Genomic DNA, 13,997 nt, shown 5'->3' on the forward strand with positions numbered 1-13,997 from the left:
GGATCGCGCAGGCGGAGTGTAAGTCGTGCCTTGACCGGTGTCAGCCGGCCTCGCCCGGCGGATTCAGCCCGAAGTGCAGGTAGGCCGACGACGTGGCGATGCGGCCGCGCGGCGTGCGCTGCAGCAGGCCCTGCTGGATCAGATAGGGCTCGAGCACGTCCTCGATCGTGTCGCTGGCCTCGCCGATCGCCGCGGCGACGTTGTCGAGGCCGACCGGGCCGCCGCCGAACTTCTCGATCACCGCGGAGAGCAGCTTGCGGTCCATCACGTCGAGGCCGGCGTGGTCGACGTCGAGCATCTGCAGCGCCGCGTCGGCGACGTCACGGGTCACCTTGCCGTCGTGCTTCACCTCGGCAAAGTCGCGCACCCGGCGCAGCAGCCGGTTGGCGATCCGCGGCGTGCCGCGCGAGCGGCGGGCGACCTCGAAGGCGCCGCCTTCATCCATCTCGACATTGAGCAGGCTGGACGAGCGCTCGACAATCCGGGTCAGCTCGTCGGCGGTGTAGAACTCGAGCCGGGCGACGATGCCGAAGCGGTCGCGCAGCGGGTTGGTCAGCATGCCGGCGCGCGTGGTCGCGCCGACGAGGGTGAACGGCGGCAGGTCGAGCTTGACCGAGCGCGCCGCCGGGCCTTCGCCGATCATGATGTCGATCTGGAAGTCCTCGAGTGCCGGATAGAGGATTTCCTCGACCACCGGGCTGAGCCGGTGGATTTCGTCGATGAACAGCACGTCGTGCGGTTCGAGATTGGTCAGGATCGCCGCCAGGTCGCCGGCGCGCTCGAGCACCGGTCCCGAGGTCTGGCGCAGGCTGACGCCCAGCTCGCGGGCGATGATGTGCGCCAGCGTGGTCTTGCCCAGCCCCGGCGGGCCGAACAGCAGCACGTGGTCGAGCGCTTCGCCGCGCTTCTTGGCCGCCTCGATGAAGATCTCCAGCTGGCCGCGTGCCTTCTTCTGGCCGACATACTCGTCGAGCAGCTTCGGCCGCAGCGCGCGCTCGAGCTGTTCCTCCTGTTGCGACACCGTCTTGGCGGTGACGACACGTTCGGGCGGCAGGGCGGAAAGGGAGTCGGTTTCGATCATCGGTACGGTCTCGCCGGCGCGTTTGCGCCGAGGTGGAAGTAGACGGCCAGCAGTACGGTGCCGACCGCATAGCCGGCGAGCACGTCGCTGCCGTAGTGTACCCCGAGCACCAGCCGTGCCAGCCCGCCGGCAAGCACCAGCGCGGCGGCGGCGAGTGCAATCGCGACACGGCCGGATGGCCGGCGTCGCGCCAGCAGCCAGCCGAGTGCGCCGAACAGCGTCATCGCCGCCATCGCGTGGCCGCTCGGAAACGATGGCCCGTGCACCGACATCAGGTGCTCGAGCTGCGGCCGCGGCCGGTTGACGCCGAACTTGATCGCCGCATTGACGAGCCAGCTCGCGAGCAGCAGCAGCGGCAGGCCCGGCCAGGCGATCCGGCCCGATCCACGCAGCAGCCGGCCGGCGGCGATCGCGATCGCCAGCGAGCCCCAGAAGCTGCCGGTCCAGCCGAGCAGCCGTGCGGCCAGTACCGGCTGGCGGTCGTAGAGCCAGTTCGAGAGCGTGGCGTCGAAATGCTGCTGCAGCGGCGTGCCGAGCAGGCCCAGCACCAGCAGGAAAACGGCAAGGCCGGCGGCGGCGAGGCCGAGGTGGCGGAAGGACATCGGAAACCCGGTCGATGACGACAAAGCACGGAGCCTAACGGTGTCGGCTGCCGGCATGAAACGCAGAAAATGACACGGCCCGGACGGAACCAGGCGACTTACAGCTTGGCCAGCGCCTTCAGCGCCAGGCGGATGCCGTTGCTGACGTCGACGTCGTCGGGCAGCGTTTTCAGCGCGGCGCCCGCTTCGCGCTCGTTGTAGCCGAGCGCCAGCAGCGCGTTGACGATGTCGCCGGACGGGCCGTCGCCGAACAGCGGCGTCGGCAGCCTGGCCGCGACGGCCGAACTGGTCGGCAGGCTGCCGAGCTTGCCCTTGAGTTCGAGGATCAGCCGCTCGGCGGTCTTCTTGCCGATGCCGGGCACCTTGGACAGCCGGGTGACATCCTCGCCGGCGACGGCCAGCGCCAGCTCGTCGCTGTTCATGCCCGAGAGGATGGCCAGCGCGATCTTGGCGCCGATGCCGCTGATCCGGATCAGGTGGCGGAATAGGTCGCGCTCGGCGCGGCTGGCAAAGCCGTACAGCAGCTGCGCATCCTCGCGCACGACCAGGTGCGTGAACAGTTCGACCCGGCCGCCGATCGCCGGCAGCACGTAGAGCGTGCTCATCGGCACGTCGAGCTCGTAGCCGACGCCGGCGACATCGACGACCAGCGTCGGCGGTTGTTTCTCGATCAGGGTTCCGGTCAGGCGGGCGATCATCGTGCGGGCTCGGTCAGACGCAAAGGCGCAGTATAACGTCGCCGGTCATTTTATAGAACGATCGTTGCATTTGCCTTGAGCGGATCGGCGCCTGTTCCAGTGGGCGAACGAGGCAAGACAGTGCGTTTCCGCCCGAAGCGAGGACATCCCGCAGGCAGTCTCCCTGGGCGAAACCGGAACGGGCATGTGGTCCGTGAGGACGCCCCGACAGGCAGCCCCTTGCGGGGTCCAGCGCATCGGACGAGGACGAAATGCGCCGCCGCAGTGGCCCAGCGGGACGGGGTCAGGCGAGCCGGCCGCGCTTGACCGTCAGCCCGAGCTTGGCGAGCTGCGCCGCCGCACCGCCGGCATGCTGCGAGTGTGCCAATGCGACCGCGAGCGCATCGGCCGCATCGGCCTGCGGCACGCCCGACAGCCGCAGCAGCCGCTGCACCATCTGGCCGACCTGGTCCTTGCCGGCGTGGCCGTTGCCGACCACGGCCTGCTTGACCTGCAGAGCGGTGTATTCGGCGATCGGCAGCTCGGCATGCACCAGCGCCGCCAGTACGGCGCCGCGCGCCTGGCCGAGCATCAGCGTTGACGCCGGGTTGACGTTGACGAAGACCTGTTCGACCGCGGCGATCTCGGGGTGGTAGGTCGCGACGACCTCGGCGAGGCCGTCGAGCAGCGCCCGGACGCGTTCGGGCAGGCTGCCGCCGCCGGTCTTGATGCAGCCCGAAGCGACGTATTGCCGGCTCTGGCCGCTGACGTCGATGAGGCCGAACCCGGTGATCCGCGAGCCCGGGTCGATGCCGAGGATGCGCATTATTGCGCGACCGTTGACTTGAGCGTGTCGTTGCGGCCGAAGGTCCAGGTCCGGTAAATCACCAGCACCGTCGCCGGCTGGCCGACGCCGTCGCGCAGCCCCTTGGGCAGGGGGGCAAACGGCGCCGCGCGCTGGAGGATTCTCAGCGCGGCGTCGTCAAGCCGCCGATTGCCCGACGAGCGCTCGACCTTGCTGGCACGCAGCGTCCCGTCCGTGTTGATCTCGGCCGATAGTTGCAGGCTGCCGTAGAGCTTGTTGCCGGCGCCGTCGCTCGGGTAGGTGAGGGTGCCGATGCGTTCGATCGTCTGGCGCCACTGGTCTTCCCAGACCGCAGTGGCAGCCTTGATCGCCGGCGTCGTCATGAAGGCCTTGCGCGGCTTCTCCTCGTAGGCGCTGACCTGCTGCTCGATCCGCCCGGCGATGCCCGACAGCGCGCGCGCGACCTGCGCCGGCTTGTCGTTCTGCCCGGCACGGGCCTCGGTATTGTCGTGCTGGTCGGCCTGCCGGGTCGGCGCTGCCAGCAGGCCGCCGGCACGCAACTTCGCGAGCAGTGCCTGTTGCTGCGCCTCGAGCTGCTGCTGCTTCGACAACTGCTGCTGCAGTTCGACCGACGCCCGGTTGCTCAGCACCGGCAGCGGGCTGGCGGCGTGCAGCTTGGCGTCGGTATTGCCGCCGCCGTCGACGTTTTCCTGCGCCCGGACCTTGGCCTTGCTCGGCGCGGTCTCGGTGTGCTGGTTGACGAGCACGACTTCGAGCGGCTGTTCGGAGAAATGCCGGTTGATTTCGGGCATGACGAACTTGATGCCGAAGATCGCCACCGCGTGCGTCAGTAGCGACAGCAGCATCGCCGTCGTCATGAAGCGTTGCATGCGATCCATGCGCCAGCCCGAACCCCGTTGAATAAACCGGCCGAGTGTAGCATGGGCCCCAGTATCCAAGCGTTTTGGCTGTTGCTAAGATGCTCTGATAAGACAACCGTGCAAGGTCTCTGCCGTGAAGCCCGTTCGTATCGTTTCCATCCTGCTGGCGCTGTCCTGTACCCCGGTTCTTGCCGCCGTGGATGGCAGCAAACTGATCGCAAAGTACAACTGCCTTGGCTGCCACGCCGTCGATCACAAGATCGTCGGCCCGTCGTACAAGGACGTCGCCGCGCGTTACCGCGGCCAGAAGGGTGCCGAGGCGATGCTGATGCAGGAAGTGCGCGCCGGCACCAAGGGCAAGTGGGGCGGGCCGGTGGCGATGCCGCCGCAACAGATCAGCGACGCCGATCTCAAGGTGATCGTGCAGTGGATACTGGCGCAGAAATAAGCGCCGGCAGACCGCGCCATGTCCTGGGCGCGAACGTTGTGTGGCAATAAAATGTCTTATTGCAATGGACACTCGACTTGATTAAGCTGCCTGCCCATTTGGCGCGTCATGTCTTTGTAAGCGGCCGCGCCGCTGGGTTCTAGAATAAGCGAGTACGACGATGGCCAAACTCACCGAGAAAGACATCCTCAGCTGGAACGGTCCGGAAGAGGACTACATGAACCCGGATCACCTCGAGTTCTTCCGGGAACTGCTGCTGAAGAACAAGGCCGAGCTGCTGGCCAACGCCAGCCAGACCAGCCAGAACCTGCAGGAGCAGGAAGCGACGCCGGATCCCGCCGACCGCGCGACGCTCGAGGAAGAATACGCGCTCGAACTGCGCACCCGCGACCGCGAACGCAAACTGCTGATGAAGATCGAGTCGACGCTGAAGAAGCTCGACGACGGCTCCTACGGCTACTGCGAGGACACGGGCGAAGCGATCGGCCTTGGCCGGCTGCTGGCGCGGCCGACCGCGTCGCTGTCGCTCGAAGCGCAGGAGCGCCGCGAGCGGATGAAAAAGCAGTTCGCCGACTGAGCATGAGCGTGCGGGCCGTGCCGCCCGCCGCCGAGGCCGACACGCTCGACCCGGCGCGCGAGCTGATCGCCCGGACCGGCGCCCGCGCCACCACGCCGCGCCTGCGCGTGCTGTCGACGCTGCTGTCGGCGCAGCGGCCCTTGTCGCATCTCGATGTCGTCGAGCGCCTCGACCCGGTGATCGACCGGGTTACCGTCTACCGCGTGCTCGAGTGGCTGACCGACGAAGGGCTGGCCCACAAGCTCGCCGGCGACGACCGGGTCTGGCGCTTCTCGGTCGCGACGGTGCAACACCGTCACGCCCACTTCCACTGCCGTGTCTGCGGCCGTTTCTACTGCATCGAATCGTTCCGCACCGACCTGCCGGTCGCGCTGCCGCAGGGCTTTGCCGCCGAGGCGCTCGAGATCACCATCAAGGGCGTCTGCGCCGACTGCCGCGAACCGCGCTGACCGCGTCCCGAAGACCAGTGTCGGGCCTTTCCCTGTTTCGGCTGCAACGCCCTTGTTCGGCCATGGCGAAGGCGCTACCCTAAGCGTTCCACAAAAAATACCGCGCTGCATCAAGGCCAGCGTGCCGCCACGCTCAGGGATCCACCATGCATTACCAGACCGACGACGTCCGTATTCGCGAGATCAAAGAACTGCTGCCGCCCGTGGCGGTGCTGGAAAAATACCCGGTCACCGAGACCGCGTCGGCCGCGGTATTCGAATCGCGCCAGGCGATCCACAACATCCTCGAAGGCAGCGACGACCGGCTGCTCGTCATCGTCGGGCCATGTTCGATCCACGATACCCGGGCCGCGCTCGAGTACGGCCAGAAGCTGCTGAAGCTGCGTGAAAAGTTCAGCGGCACGCTCGAGGTGGTGATGCGTGTCTACTTCGAGAAGCCGCGCACCACCGTCGGCTGGAAGGGCCTGATCAACGACCCGTACCTGAACGGCAGCTTCAACATCAACGACGGCCTGCGCATTGCCCGCAAGCTGCTGCTCGATTTGAACGACACCGGTCTGCCGACCGCCGGCGAGTTCCTCGACATGATCACGCCGCAGTACATGGCCGACCTGATGAGCTGGGGCGCCATCGGTGCGCGGACGACCGAGTCGCAGGTGCACCGCGAGCTGTCGAGCGGCCTGTCGTGCCCGGTCGGCTTCAAGAACGGGACCGACGGCAATATGAAGATCGCCATCGACGCGATCCGTGCCGCCGGCCAGCCGCACCATTTCCTCTCGGTGACCAAGATGGGCCACTCGGCCATCGTCGCCACCGCCGGCAACCCGGATTGCCACATCATCCTGCGCGGCGGCAAGGAACCGAACTACGACACCAACCACGTCCGTACCGCGATGGCCGACCTCGCCGCCGCCGGCGTGGCGCAGAAGGTGATGATCGACTTCAGCCACGCCAACAGCCGCAAGGACTACCGTCGGCAGATGGAAGTTTCGGCCGACGTCGCCACGCAGATCGGCGAGGGCAACGCCGCGATTTTCGGCGTGATGATCGAATCGCACCTGGTCGAAGGCCGCCAGGACCAGGTCGACGGCAAGGAGCTGTGCTACGGCCAGTCGATCACCGATGCCTGCATCGGCTGGCCCGACACCGAAGCCTCGCTGGCCGAACTGTCCGAGGCCGTACTGCGCCGCCGTGCGCTGGCCAAGCTCGGCGCCTGACTGCTTACGCTACCGACGAAACGCCCCGCATTGCGGGGCGTTTTTGCATTCTGGCCGATGCCGCGGGGTCAGCGCCGCGCCAGCCGCTCGCGCACGTAGTGTTCGACGTCGGCGACGTCGATGCGGTCGCCGGCCGGCAGCTCGGCCAGATCGACGCCGAGCCGCGCCGCCAGCCGCGCAGCGGCGGTCGAGACGGTCAGCCAGTCGGTGTCGGGCGTGTCCGCGGCCACCGTGCCGGCCGGCGGGAACAGCCAGCCGGTCGGCGCCTCGACGATGTCCATCAGCGCGACCAGTTCGCCGGGCTGGACCGGGTCGCCGACGGCGACGGTGAAGCAGGCCAGCGTGCCGGCGTCCGGTGCGCCGACATGCCGCTCGCTGCCGTCGCCTTGCCGCAGCGTCAGCAGTACCGCGTCGGCGTCGACGTGCGCACCGGGGCTCGCGCACAGTGCGGCGACGGTCGCCGGGTCGTCGAAGTCCGGTGCGCAGATCAGATGGGTCGTGCTCTCGGTGCTCATGGTGGGAATATCTACGCGGCCGGACCCCGGCAGCCCTTGATCTGGGCCAAGATGGGTCAATGGTTCTGTCATTAACGTGGGCGACGGATCAATTGTAATTGCAGTGCAACAACGACCTTTCTACGATGTGGGCATATTCGCATTCCCACCCCGCCAGACAGGATAGCCCGATGACCCAGGAAAACATCCTCTTCGACGATATCGAGCCCGGCATGCGCTACACGCGCACGCACGTGGTCAAGCCCGGCGATCTTACCCTGTTCGCGCTGATCGCCGGTTCGCGCGAGATCGGCGGCAGGCTGCAGGCGCCGGCGATCGGTGCGTTCTCGCTGCTGTCGTCGACGGCGACGAATTTCTTTCCCGGCAACGGTTCGATCCTGGCCGGGCATTCGATGCAGTCGTTCGGCTGGATCCGCGACGGCGACACGCTGTCGATTTCGCTGACGGTGCAGGAAAAGGATCCGGCTAGCCGGCAGGTCGTGGTCGATTGCCGCTGCGAGAACCAGGACGGCGAGGTGATCGCGTCGGGGCCGATCACGCTGATTCCGCCGACGGTGAGGCGCGAAAACCGCTTCGACGAACCGCCACAACTTACATTGCGCCAGTACCACGTCTTCAGTAATCTGCGCGCCCGTGCCGCCGAGCTGCCGCCGGTGCCGACCGCCGTGGCGCATCCGACCGACGACGCCTCGTTGCGTGGCGCGCTCGAGGCGTACGAAGCGGGGCTGATCACGCCCATCCTCGTCGGTCCGGAAGCGAAGATCCGCGCCGTGGCCGACCACGAGGGGCTGGACGTTGCCGGCCTGCGCATCGTCGATACCGAGCACAGCGTCGCCTCGGCCGAAGCCGCCGTCGCGCTGTGCCGCAGCGGCGAGGCGCAGGCGCTGATGAAGGGCAAGCTGCACACCGACGAGCTGATGCGCGCGGTGATGGCCAAGGAAGGGCTGCGTGCCGGCAAGCGCGTGTCGCACGTCTACGTGATGGACGTGCCGGCGTACGGCCGGCCGCTGCTGGTCAGCGACGTGGCGATCAACATCGCGCCGGATCTGGGTGCCAAGGTCGACATCACGCAGAACGCGATCAACCTCGCGCACGTGCTGGGCATAGAGCGGCCCAAGGTCGCGCTGCTGTCGGCGGTCGAGACGGTCTACGACAAGATGCCGTCGACGCTCGATGCGGCGCTGCTGTGCAAGATGGCCGACCGCGGCCAGATCACCGGCGCGGTGCTCGACGGGCCGCTGGCGTTCGACAACGCCGTCTCGAAGCTGGCGGCGCAGGCCAAGGGCATCGAGTCGCCGGTCGCCGGCGAGGCCGACGTGCTGATCGTGCCCGATATCGAGGCCGGCAACATGCTGGCCAAGCTGATGATTTATTTCGCCGGGGCCGAAGCCGCCGGCATCGTGCTGGGAGCGCGCGTTCCGATCGTGCTGACCAGCCGTGCCGACGATGTGAAGTCCCGTCTTGCCTCTGCCGCCGTCATGGCGCTGGTGGCGCATGCCAAAGGAAGCCATTAAATGAACGATCTTCTCCTCGTCATCAATGCAGGTTCGTCGAGCATCAAGTTCTCGCTGTTCGAAAACTCGCCGGCCGACCCGGTGCTGCTGTACAAGGGCCAGATGGAAGGCATCTACGTGACGCCGCACTTCACCGCTAAGGATGCGGCCGACAAGAAGCTCGTCGACGAAGACCTGCCGGCCGACCTGCCCAAGAGCCATGACACCTCGCTGCGCCACATCCTCAAGTGGCTGGAGACCGTGACCGCCGGCCGCAAGATCGGCGTGATCGGCCACCGCGTCGTCCACGGCGGCACGCGTTTCTCCAAGCCGGAACTGGTGACGCCGGAAGTGATCGCCGAACTGGAGAAGCTGATCCCGCTGGCGCCGCTGCACGAGCCGCACAACATCACCCCGATCAAGATCATGGCCGAACTGCTGCCGAACGTGCCGCAGGTCGTCTGCTTCGACACCGCCTTCCACGCCGGCCAGCCCGAGCTGAACCAGCTGTACGCGCTGCCGTACGAGTTCTCGGTCAAGGAAGGCATCCGCCGCTACGGTTTCCACGGTCTGTCGTACGACTACATCGCCAGCGTGCTGCCGCAGGTCGATACCAAGGCGGCCGAAGGCCGCACTGTCGTCGCCCACCTTGGCAACGGTTCGTCGATGGCCGCGCTGCAGGCGTGCAAGGGCATCGCGTCGACGATGGGCTTCACGGCGCTCGAAGGGCTGCCGATGGGCACGCGCACCGGTTCGATCGACGCCGGCGTCGTGCTGCACCTGATCAACCATCTGAAGATGGACGCCAAGCAGATCGAAGACCTGCTGTACAAGCAATCGGGCCTGCTGGGCCTGTCGGGCATCTCGAGCGACATGCGCGACCTGGAAAACAGCGGCACCGACCGCGCCAAGCTGGCGATCGCCTACTTCGTCAGCAAGGTTGCGCGTGAGGCGGCATCGCTCGCCGCCGCGCTCGAGGGCTTCGACGCGCTGGTGTTCACCGCCGGCATCGGCGAGAACGGCGCCGACGTGCGTCTTGCCGTCTGCCGCCAGCTGCGCTGGCTCGGCGTCGAGATCGACGAGGCCGCCAACAAGATCCGCTCGGGCGAACCGCGCCGGATCTCGCTGCCGGACAGCAAGGTCGCCGTCTACGTGATCCCGACCAACGAGGAACTGGTGATCGCCCGCGCCTCGCGCGCCTGCATCGCCGGCTGACCGGCATCGCAGCACACGGCCGGCGACGCGTTCGCCGGCTTTTTTGCGCTTGCGGGTTTCATCGTGATTACATCATTGCCCGCCACACTGACCGCAGGCTGGTCGCATCCCTGCGGACTGTCGCGGCAACTCCCCTTAAACTGGGAACAAAGCCCGGCCGCACACGGTCTGGTGAAGCCCGCGCCCACGGCGCCGCAAAACAACAAGGAGAGACCATGGAAAACGAAATCGTCATCGACAGCGCGCCCGAAGCACGCCGCCTGCCCGTCGGCCAGGGCTGGCGCTGGATCGTCGACGCCGCGCAGCTGTTCCGTGCCAACTGGCTGCAGTGGCTGCTGATCTCGCTGGTCTTCGTCGTCATCGTCATGGGCCTGTCGCTGTTGCCCTTCGTCAATGTCGTCTCGACCGTGCTGACGCCGGTGCTGCTCGGCGGCTTGATGTGGGCGGCGCAGGGGGCAAGGGAAGGACGGACGCCCGAGATCGGCGACGTCTTCGCCGGCTTCCGCCAGCGCCCGCGCGAGCTGCTGCGTGTCGGCCTGTATTACCTGATCGGCGTGATGATCGTCGCGCTGCTGCTGGTGGCGCTGCTCTATGTGTTCGGCCTGACCGAAACCTTCGAGGCGTGGCGCAATGCCAAGACGCTGACCGACCAGCCCGAGATCGGCGGCACCGGCTGGCTGGTCGTGCTGCTCGGGCTGATCGGCATGCTCGTCGTCTACAGCAGCTATTTCTTCGCCCCGGCGCTGGTGATGCTGCACGGCATCCCGGCCGGCGAAGCGATGAAGCTGTCGCTGGTCGGCTTCTGGCGCAACTGGCAGCCGGTGCTGCTGGCGTCGGCCATCCTCACCGGGCTGGCGATCGTCGCGATGATCCCGATGATGCTCGGGCTGATCGTGCTGATACCGGTCGTGCTGCTGACCAATTACACCGCCTACGCCGACGTGTTCGAAACGCGCTGATCGCTTGCTGGAGCAGGGAATGAAGGAAAGTCCGTTCAAGGGGAAGCGCGGGTTTTCGCGCGTGGTCAACGCGCTCGGCTACTCGCTCGACGGCCTCGGCGCCGGCTGGCGCAACGAGGCGGCGTTCCGGCAGGTGTCGATGCTGGCGGTGGCCGGCATCGTCGCCGCCTTCGCGCTGCCGCTGCCGGCATGGGCGCGCGCGGTCGTCGTCGGCAGCCATGTGCTGACGGTGATCGTCGAACTGCTCAACTCGGCGATCGAGGCCGCCGTCGACCACACTTCGCTTGAAAAGCACCATCTGGCCAAGCGCGCCAAGGATCTGGGCAGCGCGGCGCAGCTCGTCTGCCTGGTCAACCTGGCCTTGATGTGGGGGCTGGCGCTGTTCGGTCGCTGATTTTTTACTGACGACCGATGAAATGGATACACTGCGCGCTTTTGCCCGGAGCGCGTCGTGTATTCGAGCACTTTCATTTTCGAAAAGCAGCAGTACGACGCCGAGTTCGACCGGCTCGACCCGCTGATCGCAGCGGCAGCGCGCGCACACCCGGACTTCGCCGGCGAGGAGTACTGGGAAAATCCGTACAACGGTCGCACGTGCGTCGTCTACTACTGGCACGCGTTGGGCGGCTTGCAGGCGCTGATGCGCGATCCGCAGCACATCGAGGCCAAACGCCAGTACCGGCGCTGGTACAGGGGATTTCAGGTCGTGATCGCCGAGGTGGTTCGCGCCTATGGCGATGGCCATTTTGCCGACCATCCGGCCGCAATCATGAACCCCTTGCCGGCCTAGGGCCTGCGAACGCAGCCGGTCCTAGCGGTCGAGCCTGCGCAAGTCCTGCTCGATGTCTTGCAGCAGGATGTTCAGCGCGGCGTCCGAGATCAGCACCTCGGCCAGGCACAGCAGCAGGGAGAGCACCATCAGTGCCAGGCTGGCGATGAACAGGAATTGCGCCGGCCCGGCGTGGCCGAAGAACACCAGCACCATCGAGACGATGCACGACAACAGGCTGACGACGCCGAAGGCCTGCATGCCGCGGATCAGCGCAACGCGGCGACGGAAGTTGCCGATCTGGCGCAGGTTGTTGACGTGCGGATTGCGCCGGTGGGTGTCGTAAAGCTGGCGGATGATCGTCGACAGCGCGAGGAAGCGGTTGGTGTACGCGAGCATCAGCAGCGAAATCGCCGGGAACAGCAGCGACGGCGTCGCCAGACTCAGTTCATCCATCTACTTCTTGAAGTCCTTGATCACGTGCTGCTGGCGCCGGCTGACCGCGAGCCGCTCGGGCAGGTCCTTGAGCACCGCGACCCAGTGCGTTTCGCCGCCGTTCGACGCCGCGCGCTCGAAACCGGCGAGGGCGTCGGTCGCGATCAGGCAGTTGCGGTGGATGCGGACGAACTGGCTGCCGAATTCTTCCTCGAGCCGGGTCAGCGAGTCCTCGAGCAGGTATTCGCGCTCGCGGGTCTTGAGCGTGATGTATTTCTGCTCGGCCTTCAGGTAGCGCGCGTCGGACACCGGGATCAGGTGCAGCCGGCCGCGTTCGGTGACGCTGAAGTGGCTGCGCGCGTGCGACGACGGCGCCGCTTCGCTGCGCGCCTGCCGCGCCTGGTCGACACGCTTGAGCGCCTCGATCAGCCGCTCGCGGCGGATCGGCTTGAGCAGGTAGTCGATTGCGCGGACCTCGAACGCGGCGACGCCGTATTCCTCGAACGCCGTCGCGAAGATCACCGCCGGTGGATGCTCCTGCGACTGCAGCTCGCGGGCCAGCTCGATCCCGCTCATCTGCGGCATCTGGATGTCGATGATGGCGGCGTCTGCGTCGGCGTCGGTCAGCTGGCTCAGCGCGGACATGCCGTTGGTGGCGGTGCCGACGATCTCGTGCGGGCACTCGTCTGCACAGTCGACCAGCACGTCCTGCAATCGGCGCAGGGCCGGCAGTTCGTCATCGACGAGAAAAAGGCGCAGCGGCGTCGTCATGCAAAATCTCCCGGTAGGGCAGCAAGATGTGTACTTGATAATAGTCGCTGCCGGCTTCGGTCGTGAGGCTGGCCTCGGTATCGAAGTGCAGCAGCAGTCGTTCGCGTATGTTTTCCAGCGCCATGCCGTTGCCTTCGCGCACGCGCACCGTGTTGCCGGGCAAGGCGTTGCGGACGATCAGGTGGACGCGTTCGCGCGTCTGGGTGATGCGGATCTGGATCGGCGGCGGTTCGAGCAGGGGCTCGACCCCATAATAGATGGCGTTTTCGAGCAGTGGCTGCAACACCAGCGGCGGCACTGCGGCATTCTCGGGCATGTCGTCGATCTGCCAGTCGACCTGCAGCCGGTTGCCGAGGCGGATCATCTCGATGTTCAGGTAGCGCTCGGCGACCTCGACCTCGCTGACCAGCCGCGCCAGCTTGCGGTTGTCCTTCATCACCACGCGGAACAGGTCGGCGATGTCCTGCAGCGCCTCTTCGGCCTTGGCCGGTTCGTAGCGGATCAGCGACAGTACCGCGTTGAGGCTGTTGAAAAAGAAGTGCGGCCGGATGCGCGCCTGCAGTGCCGACAGCCGCGCCTCGGCCAGTCGCGGCACCAGCGCGCGGTGGCGCATTTGCAACAGCCACAGAAAGCCCAGCGTCGACAGCAGGATCATCAGCTCGGGGGCGAACTGCGCGTTCGGCTGCGACTGGATCGGCATCAGCAGCGCACGGCCGATCCAGCCGCAGCCGACCGTCACGGCACAGACGATGGATACGCCGAGCCGGTACGGCAGCCGCGCCAGCGTCGGCGCCAGCCCGGCGAGGATCGCCAGCGACGGCAGCAGCACCAGCTCGACCCAGATCGCCGAATTGGCGACGCGCATGCTCCAGTGCGTCCAGCGCGGCAGGTCGGCCAGTGTGTGCAGCAGCAGCAGCAGGTGCGAGTAGACGAGGGCGTGCAACATCACGCTGGGCGAGCGGAAGTCGGGCAACTCGTCGATGACGGTTTGGGCGCTCACAAGGACTTGGCACGGGCACGAAAGCTTCAACTATAACGAAACCCGCCGTTCGTCGGTTTTTTGCCTGCTTTGCGGTCGGCCTGTACCGCTCGTCGGTCGAATC

Annotated in this window: 18 protein-coding genes; 9 read left to right on the forward strand and 9 right to left on the reverse strand. The window is 66.7% G+C overall.

Features of this window, described 5'->3' with window-relative positions; all coding sequences use genetic code 11:
* Positions 1-40: 40 nt before the first annotated feature.
* From ruvB to BJP62_RS11755, 5 genes are all read right to left on the reverse strand, one after another.
* Positions 41-1,081 (reverse strand): Holliday junction branch migration DNA helicase RuvB, encoded by a 1,041-nt coding sequence (ruvB, locus tag BJP62_RS11735; RefSeq protein WP_070529812.1) that lies wholly within the window; start codon positions 1,079-1,081, stop codon positions 41-43.
* A complete protein-coding gene (locus BJP62_RS11740) occupies positions 1,078-1,683 on the reverse strand; it encodes a phosphatase PAP2 family protein (RefSeq protein ID WP_070529813.1) in 606 nt (201 codons plus the stop codon). Before BJP62_RS11740 ends, ruvB begins: the two co-directional genes overlap by 4 nt.
* Positions 1,684-1,781: 98 nt before the next feature.
* The gene (gene ruvA / locus BJP62_RS11745) at positions 1,782-2,381 is read right to left on the reverse strand and encodes a Holliday junction branch migration protein RuvA (RefSeq protein ID WP_070529814.1); all 600 of its coding nucleotides are present in this window, start codon (positions 2,379-2,381) and stop codon (positions 1,782-1,784) included.
* A 283-nt stretch (positions 2,382-2,664) separates the two neighbouring features.
* Positions 2,665-3,186, reverse strand: coding sequence for a crossover junction endodeoxyribonuclease RuvC (gene ruvC, locus BJP62_RS11750; RefSeq protein WP_070529815.1), 522 nt, complete (start codon positions 3,184-3,186; stop codon positions 2,665-2,667).
* Positions 3,186-4,064, reverse strand: a complete 879-nt coding sequence (locus BJP62_RS11755; protein ID WP_083300887.1) for an energy transducer TonB — start codon at positions 4,062-4,064, stop codon at positions 3,186-3,188. The genes ruvC and BJP62_RS11755 overlap by 1 nt, the downstream gene beginning before the upstream one ends.
* Positions 4,065-4,179: 115 nt before the next feature.
* Between BJP62_RS11755 and BJP62_RS11760 the strand changes: the two genes are divergently transcribed.
* From BJP62_RS11760 to aroG, 4 genes are all read left to right on the forward strand, one after another.
* The gene (locus BJP62_RS11760) at positions 4,180-4,494 is read left to right on the forward strand and encodes a c-type cytochrome (protein WP_070529817.1); all 315 of its coding nucleotides are present in this window, start codon (positions 4,180-4,182) and stop codon (positions 4,492-4,494) included.
* Between the two features lie 160 nt (positions 4,495-4,654).
* Positions 4,655-5,071, forward strand: coding sequence for an RNA polymerase-binding protein DksA (dksA, locus tag BJP62_RS11765; protein WP_070529818.1), 417 nt, complete (start codon positions 4,655-4,657; stop codon positions 5,069-5,071).
* Positions 5,072-5,073: 2 nt separating this feature from the next.
* Positions 5,074-5,520, forward strand: a complete 447-nt coding sequence (locus BJP62_RS11770) for a Fur family transcriptional regulator (RefSeq protein ID WP_070529819.1) — start codon at positions 5,074-5,076, stop codon at positions 5,518-5,520.
* Between the two features lie 146 nt (positions 5,521-5,666).
* Positions 5,667-6,737, forward strand: coding sequence for a 3-deoxy-7-phosphoheptulonate synthase AroG (aroG, locus tag BJP62_RS11775; protein ID WP_070529820.1), 1,071 nt, complete (start codon positions 5,667-5,669; stop codon positions 6,735-6,737).
* A 68-nt stretch (positions 6,738-6,805) separates the two neighbouring features.
* Here the strand turns inward: aroG and BJP62_RS11780 are convergent, their stop codons facing one another.
* The gene (locus BJP62_RS11780) at positions 6,806-7,252 is read right to left on the reverse strand and encodes a hypothetical protein (RefSeq protein WP_070529821.1); all 447 of its coding nucleotides are present in this window, start codon (positions 7,250-7,252) and stop codon (positions 6,806-6,808) included.
* Positions 7,253-7,422: 170 nt separating this feature from the next.
* On the opposite strand from BJP62_RS11780, the gene BJP62_RS11785 reads away from it, so the two are divergent.
* The 5 genes from BJP62_RS11785 (at position 7,423) to BJP62_RS11805 (ending at position 11,709) form a co-directional block, all read left to right on the forward strand.
* Entirely contained in the window at positions 7,423-8,766 is a 1,344-nt protein-coding gene (locus tag BJP62_RS11785) for a bifunctional enoyl-CoA hydratase/phosphate acetyltransferase (protein ID WP_070529822.1), read from the forward strand.
* Positions 8,767-9,960, forward strand: a complete 1,194-nt coding sequence (locus tag BJP62_RS11790) for an acetate/propionate family kinase (RefSeq protein ID WP_070529823.1) — start codon at positions 8,767-8,769, stop codon at positions 9,958-9,960. It abuts the gene before it with no gap.
* A gap of 215 nt (positions 9,961-10,175) precedes the next feature.
* Positions 10,176-10,919, forward strand: coding sequence for a BPSS1780 family membrane protein (locus tag BJP62_RS11795; protein ID WP_070529824.1), 744 nt, complete (start codon positions 10,176-10,178; stop codon positions 10,917-10,919).
* A 19-nt stretch (positions 10,920-10,938) separates the two neighbouring features.
* Positions 10,939-11,313, forward strand: a complete 375-nt coding sequence (locus tag BJP62_RS11800; protein WP_070529825.1) for a diacylglycerol kinase — start codon at positions 10,939-10,941, stop codon at positions 11,311-11,313.
* 57 nt (positions 11,314-11,370) lie between these two features.
* Complete coding sequence (locus BJP62_RS11805) at positions 11,371-11,709, forward strand: antibiotic biosynthesis monooxygenase (RefSeq protein WP_070529826.1); 339 nt, start codon at positions 11,371-11,373, stop codon at positions 11,707-11,709.
* Positions 11,710-11,730: 21 nt separating this feature from the next.
* Here BJP62_RS11805 and BJP62_RS11810 read toward each other — a convergent pair whose 3' ends face one another.
* From BJP62_RS11810 to BJP62_RS11820, 3 genes are read right to left on the reverse strand one after another with little or no spacing between them, the layout of a single operon-like run.
* Positions 11,731-12,144, reverse strand: a complete 414-nt coding sequence (locus BJP62_RS11810; protein ID WP_070529827.1) for a DUF2721 domain-containing protein — start codon at positions 12,142-12,144, stop codon at positions 11,731-11,733.
* Positions 12,145-12,894: a LytTR family DNA-binding domain-containing protein gene (locus BJP62_RS11815; protein WP_070529828.1), complete on the reverse strand. Its 750-nt coding sequence runs from the start codon at positions 12,892-12,894 to the stop codon at positions 12,145-12,147.
* Positions 12,860-13,894: a sensor histidine kinase gene (locus BJP62_RS11820; protein ID WP_083300888.1), complete on the reverse strand. Its 1,035-nt coding sequence runs from the start codon at positions 13,892-13,894 to the stop codon at positions 12,860-12,862. The genes BJP62_RS11815 and BJP62_RS11820 overlap by 35 nt, the downstream gene beginning before the upstream one ends.
* Between the last annotated feature and the right edge of the window lie 103 nt (positions 13,895-13,997).

The organism is Jeongeupia sp. USM3, from assembly GCF_001808185.1.
Classification (GTDB): domain Bacteria; phylum Pseudomonadota; class Gammaproteobacteria; order Burkholderiales; family Chitinibacteraceae; genus Jeongeupia.

Excerpts from the sequence above, each read along its gene's own strand:
- ruvB (WP_070529812.1), bottom strand. The coding sequence starts at position 1,081 with ATGATCGAAACCGACTCCCTTTCCGCCCTGCCGCCCGAACGTGTCGTC.
- BJP62_RS11740 (WP_070529813.1), bottom strand. The coding sequence starts at position 1,683 with ATGTCCTTCCGCCACCTCGGCCTCGCCGCCGCCGGCCTTGCCGTTTTC.
- ruvA (WP_070529814.1), bottom strand. The coding sequence starts at position 2,381 with ATGATCGCCCGCCTGACCGGAACCCTGATCGAGAAACAACCGCCGACG.
- ruvC (WP_070529815.1), bottom strand. The coding sequence starts at position 3,186 with ATGCGCATCCTCGGCATCGACCCGGGCTCGCGGATCACCGGGTTCGGC.
- BJP62_RS11755 (WP_083300887.1), bottom strand. The coding sequence starts at position 4,064 with ATGGATCGCATGCAACGCTTCATGACGACGGCGATGCTGCTGTCGCTA.
- dksA (WP_070529818.1), top strand. The coding sequence starts at position 4,655 with ATGGCCAAACTCACCGAGAAAGACATCCTCAGCTGGAACGGTCCGGAA.
- BJP62_RS11770 (WP_070529819.1), top strand. The coding sequence starts at position 5,074 with ATGAGCGTGCGGGCCGTGCCGCCCGCCGCCGAGGCCGACACGCTCGAC.
- aroG (WP_070529820.1), top strand. The coding sequence starts at position 5,667 with ATGCATTACCAGACCGACGACGTCCGTATTCGCGAGATCAAAGAACTG.
- BJP62_RS11780 (WP_070529821.1), bottom strand. The coding sequence starts at position 7,252 with ATGAGCACCGAGAGCACGACCCATCTGATCTGCGCACCGGACTTCGAC.
- BJP62_RS11785 (WP_070529822.1), top strand. The coding sequence starts at position 7,423 with ATGACCCAGGAAAACATCCTCTTCGACGATATCGAGCCCGGCATGCGC.
- BJP62_RS11790 (WP_070529823.1), top strand. The coding sequence starts at position 8,767 with ATGAACGATCTTCTCCTCGTCATCAATGCAGGTTCGTCGAGCATCAAG.
- BJP62_RS11795 (WP_070529824.1), top strand. The coding sequence starts at position 10,176 with ATGGAAAACGAAATCGTCATCGACAGCGCGCCCGAAGCACGCCGCCTG.
- BJP62_RS11800 (WP_070529825.1), top strand. The coding sequence starts at position 10,939 with ATGAAGGAAAGTCCGTTCAAGGGGAAGCGCGGGTTTTCGCGCGTGGTC.
- BJP62_RS11810 (WP_070529827.1), bottom strand. The coding sequence starts at position 12,144 with ATGGATGAACTGAGTCTGGCGACGCCGTCGCTGCTGTTCCCGGCGATT.
- BJP62_RS11815 (WP_070529828.1), bottom strand. The coding sequence starts at position 12,894 with ATGACGACGCCGCTGCGCCTTTTTCTCGTCGATGACGAACTGCCGGCC.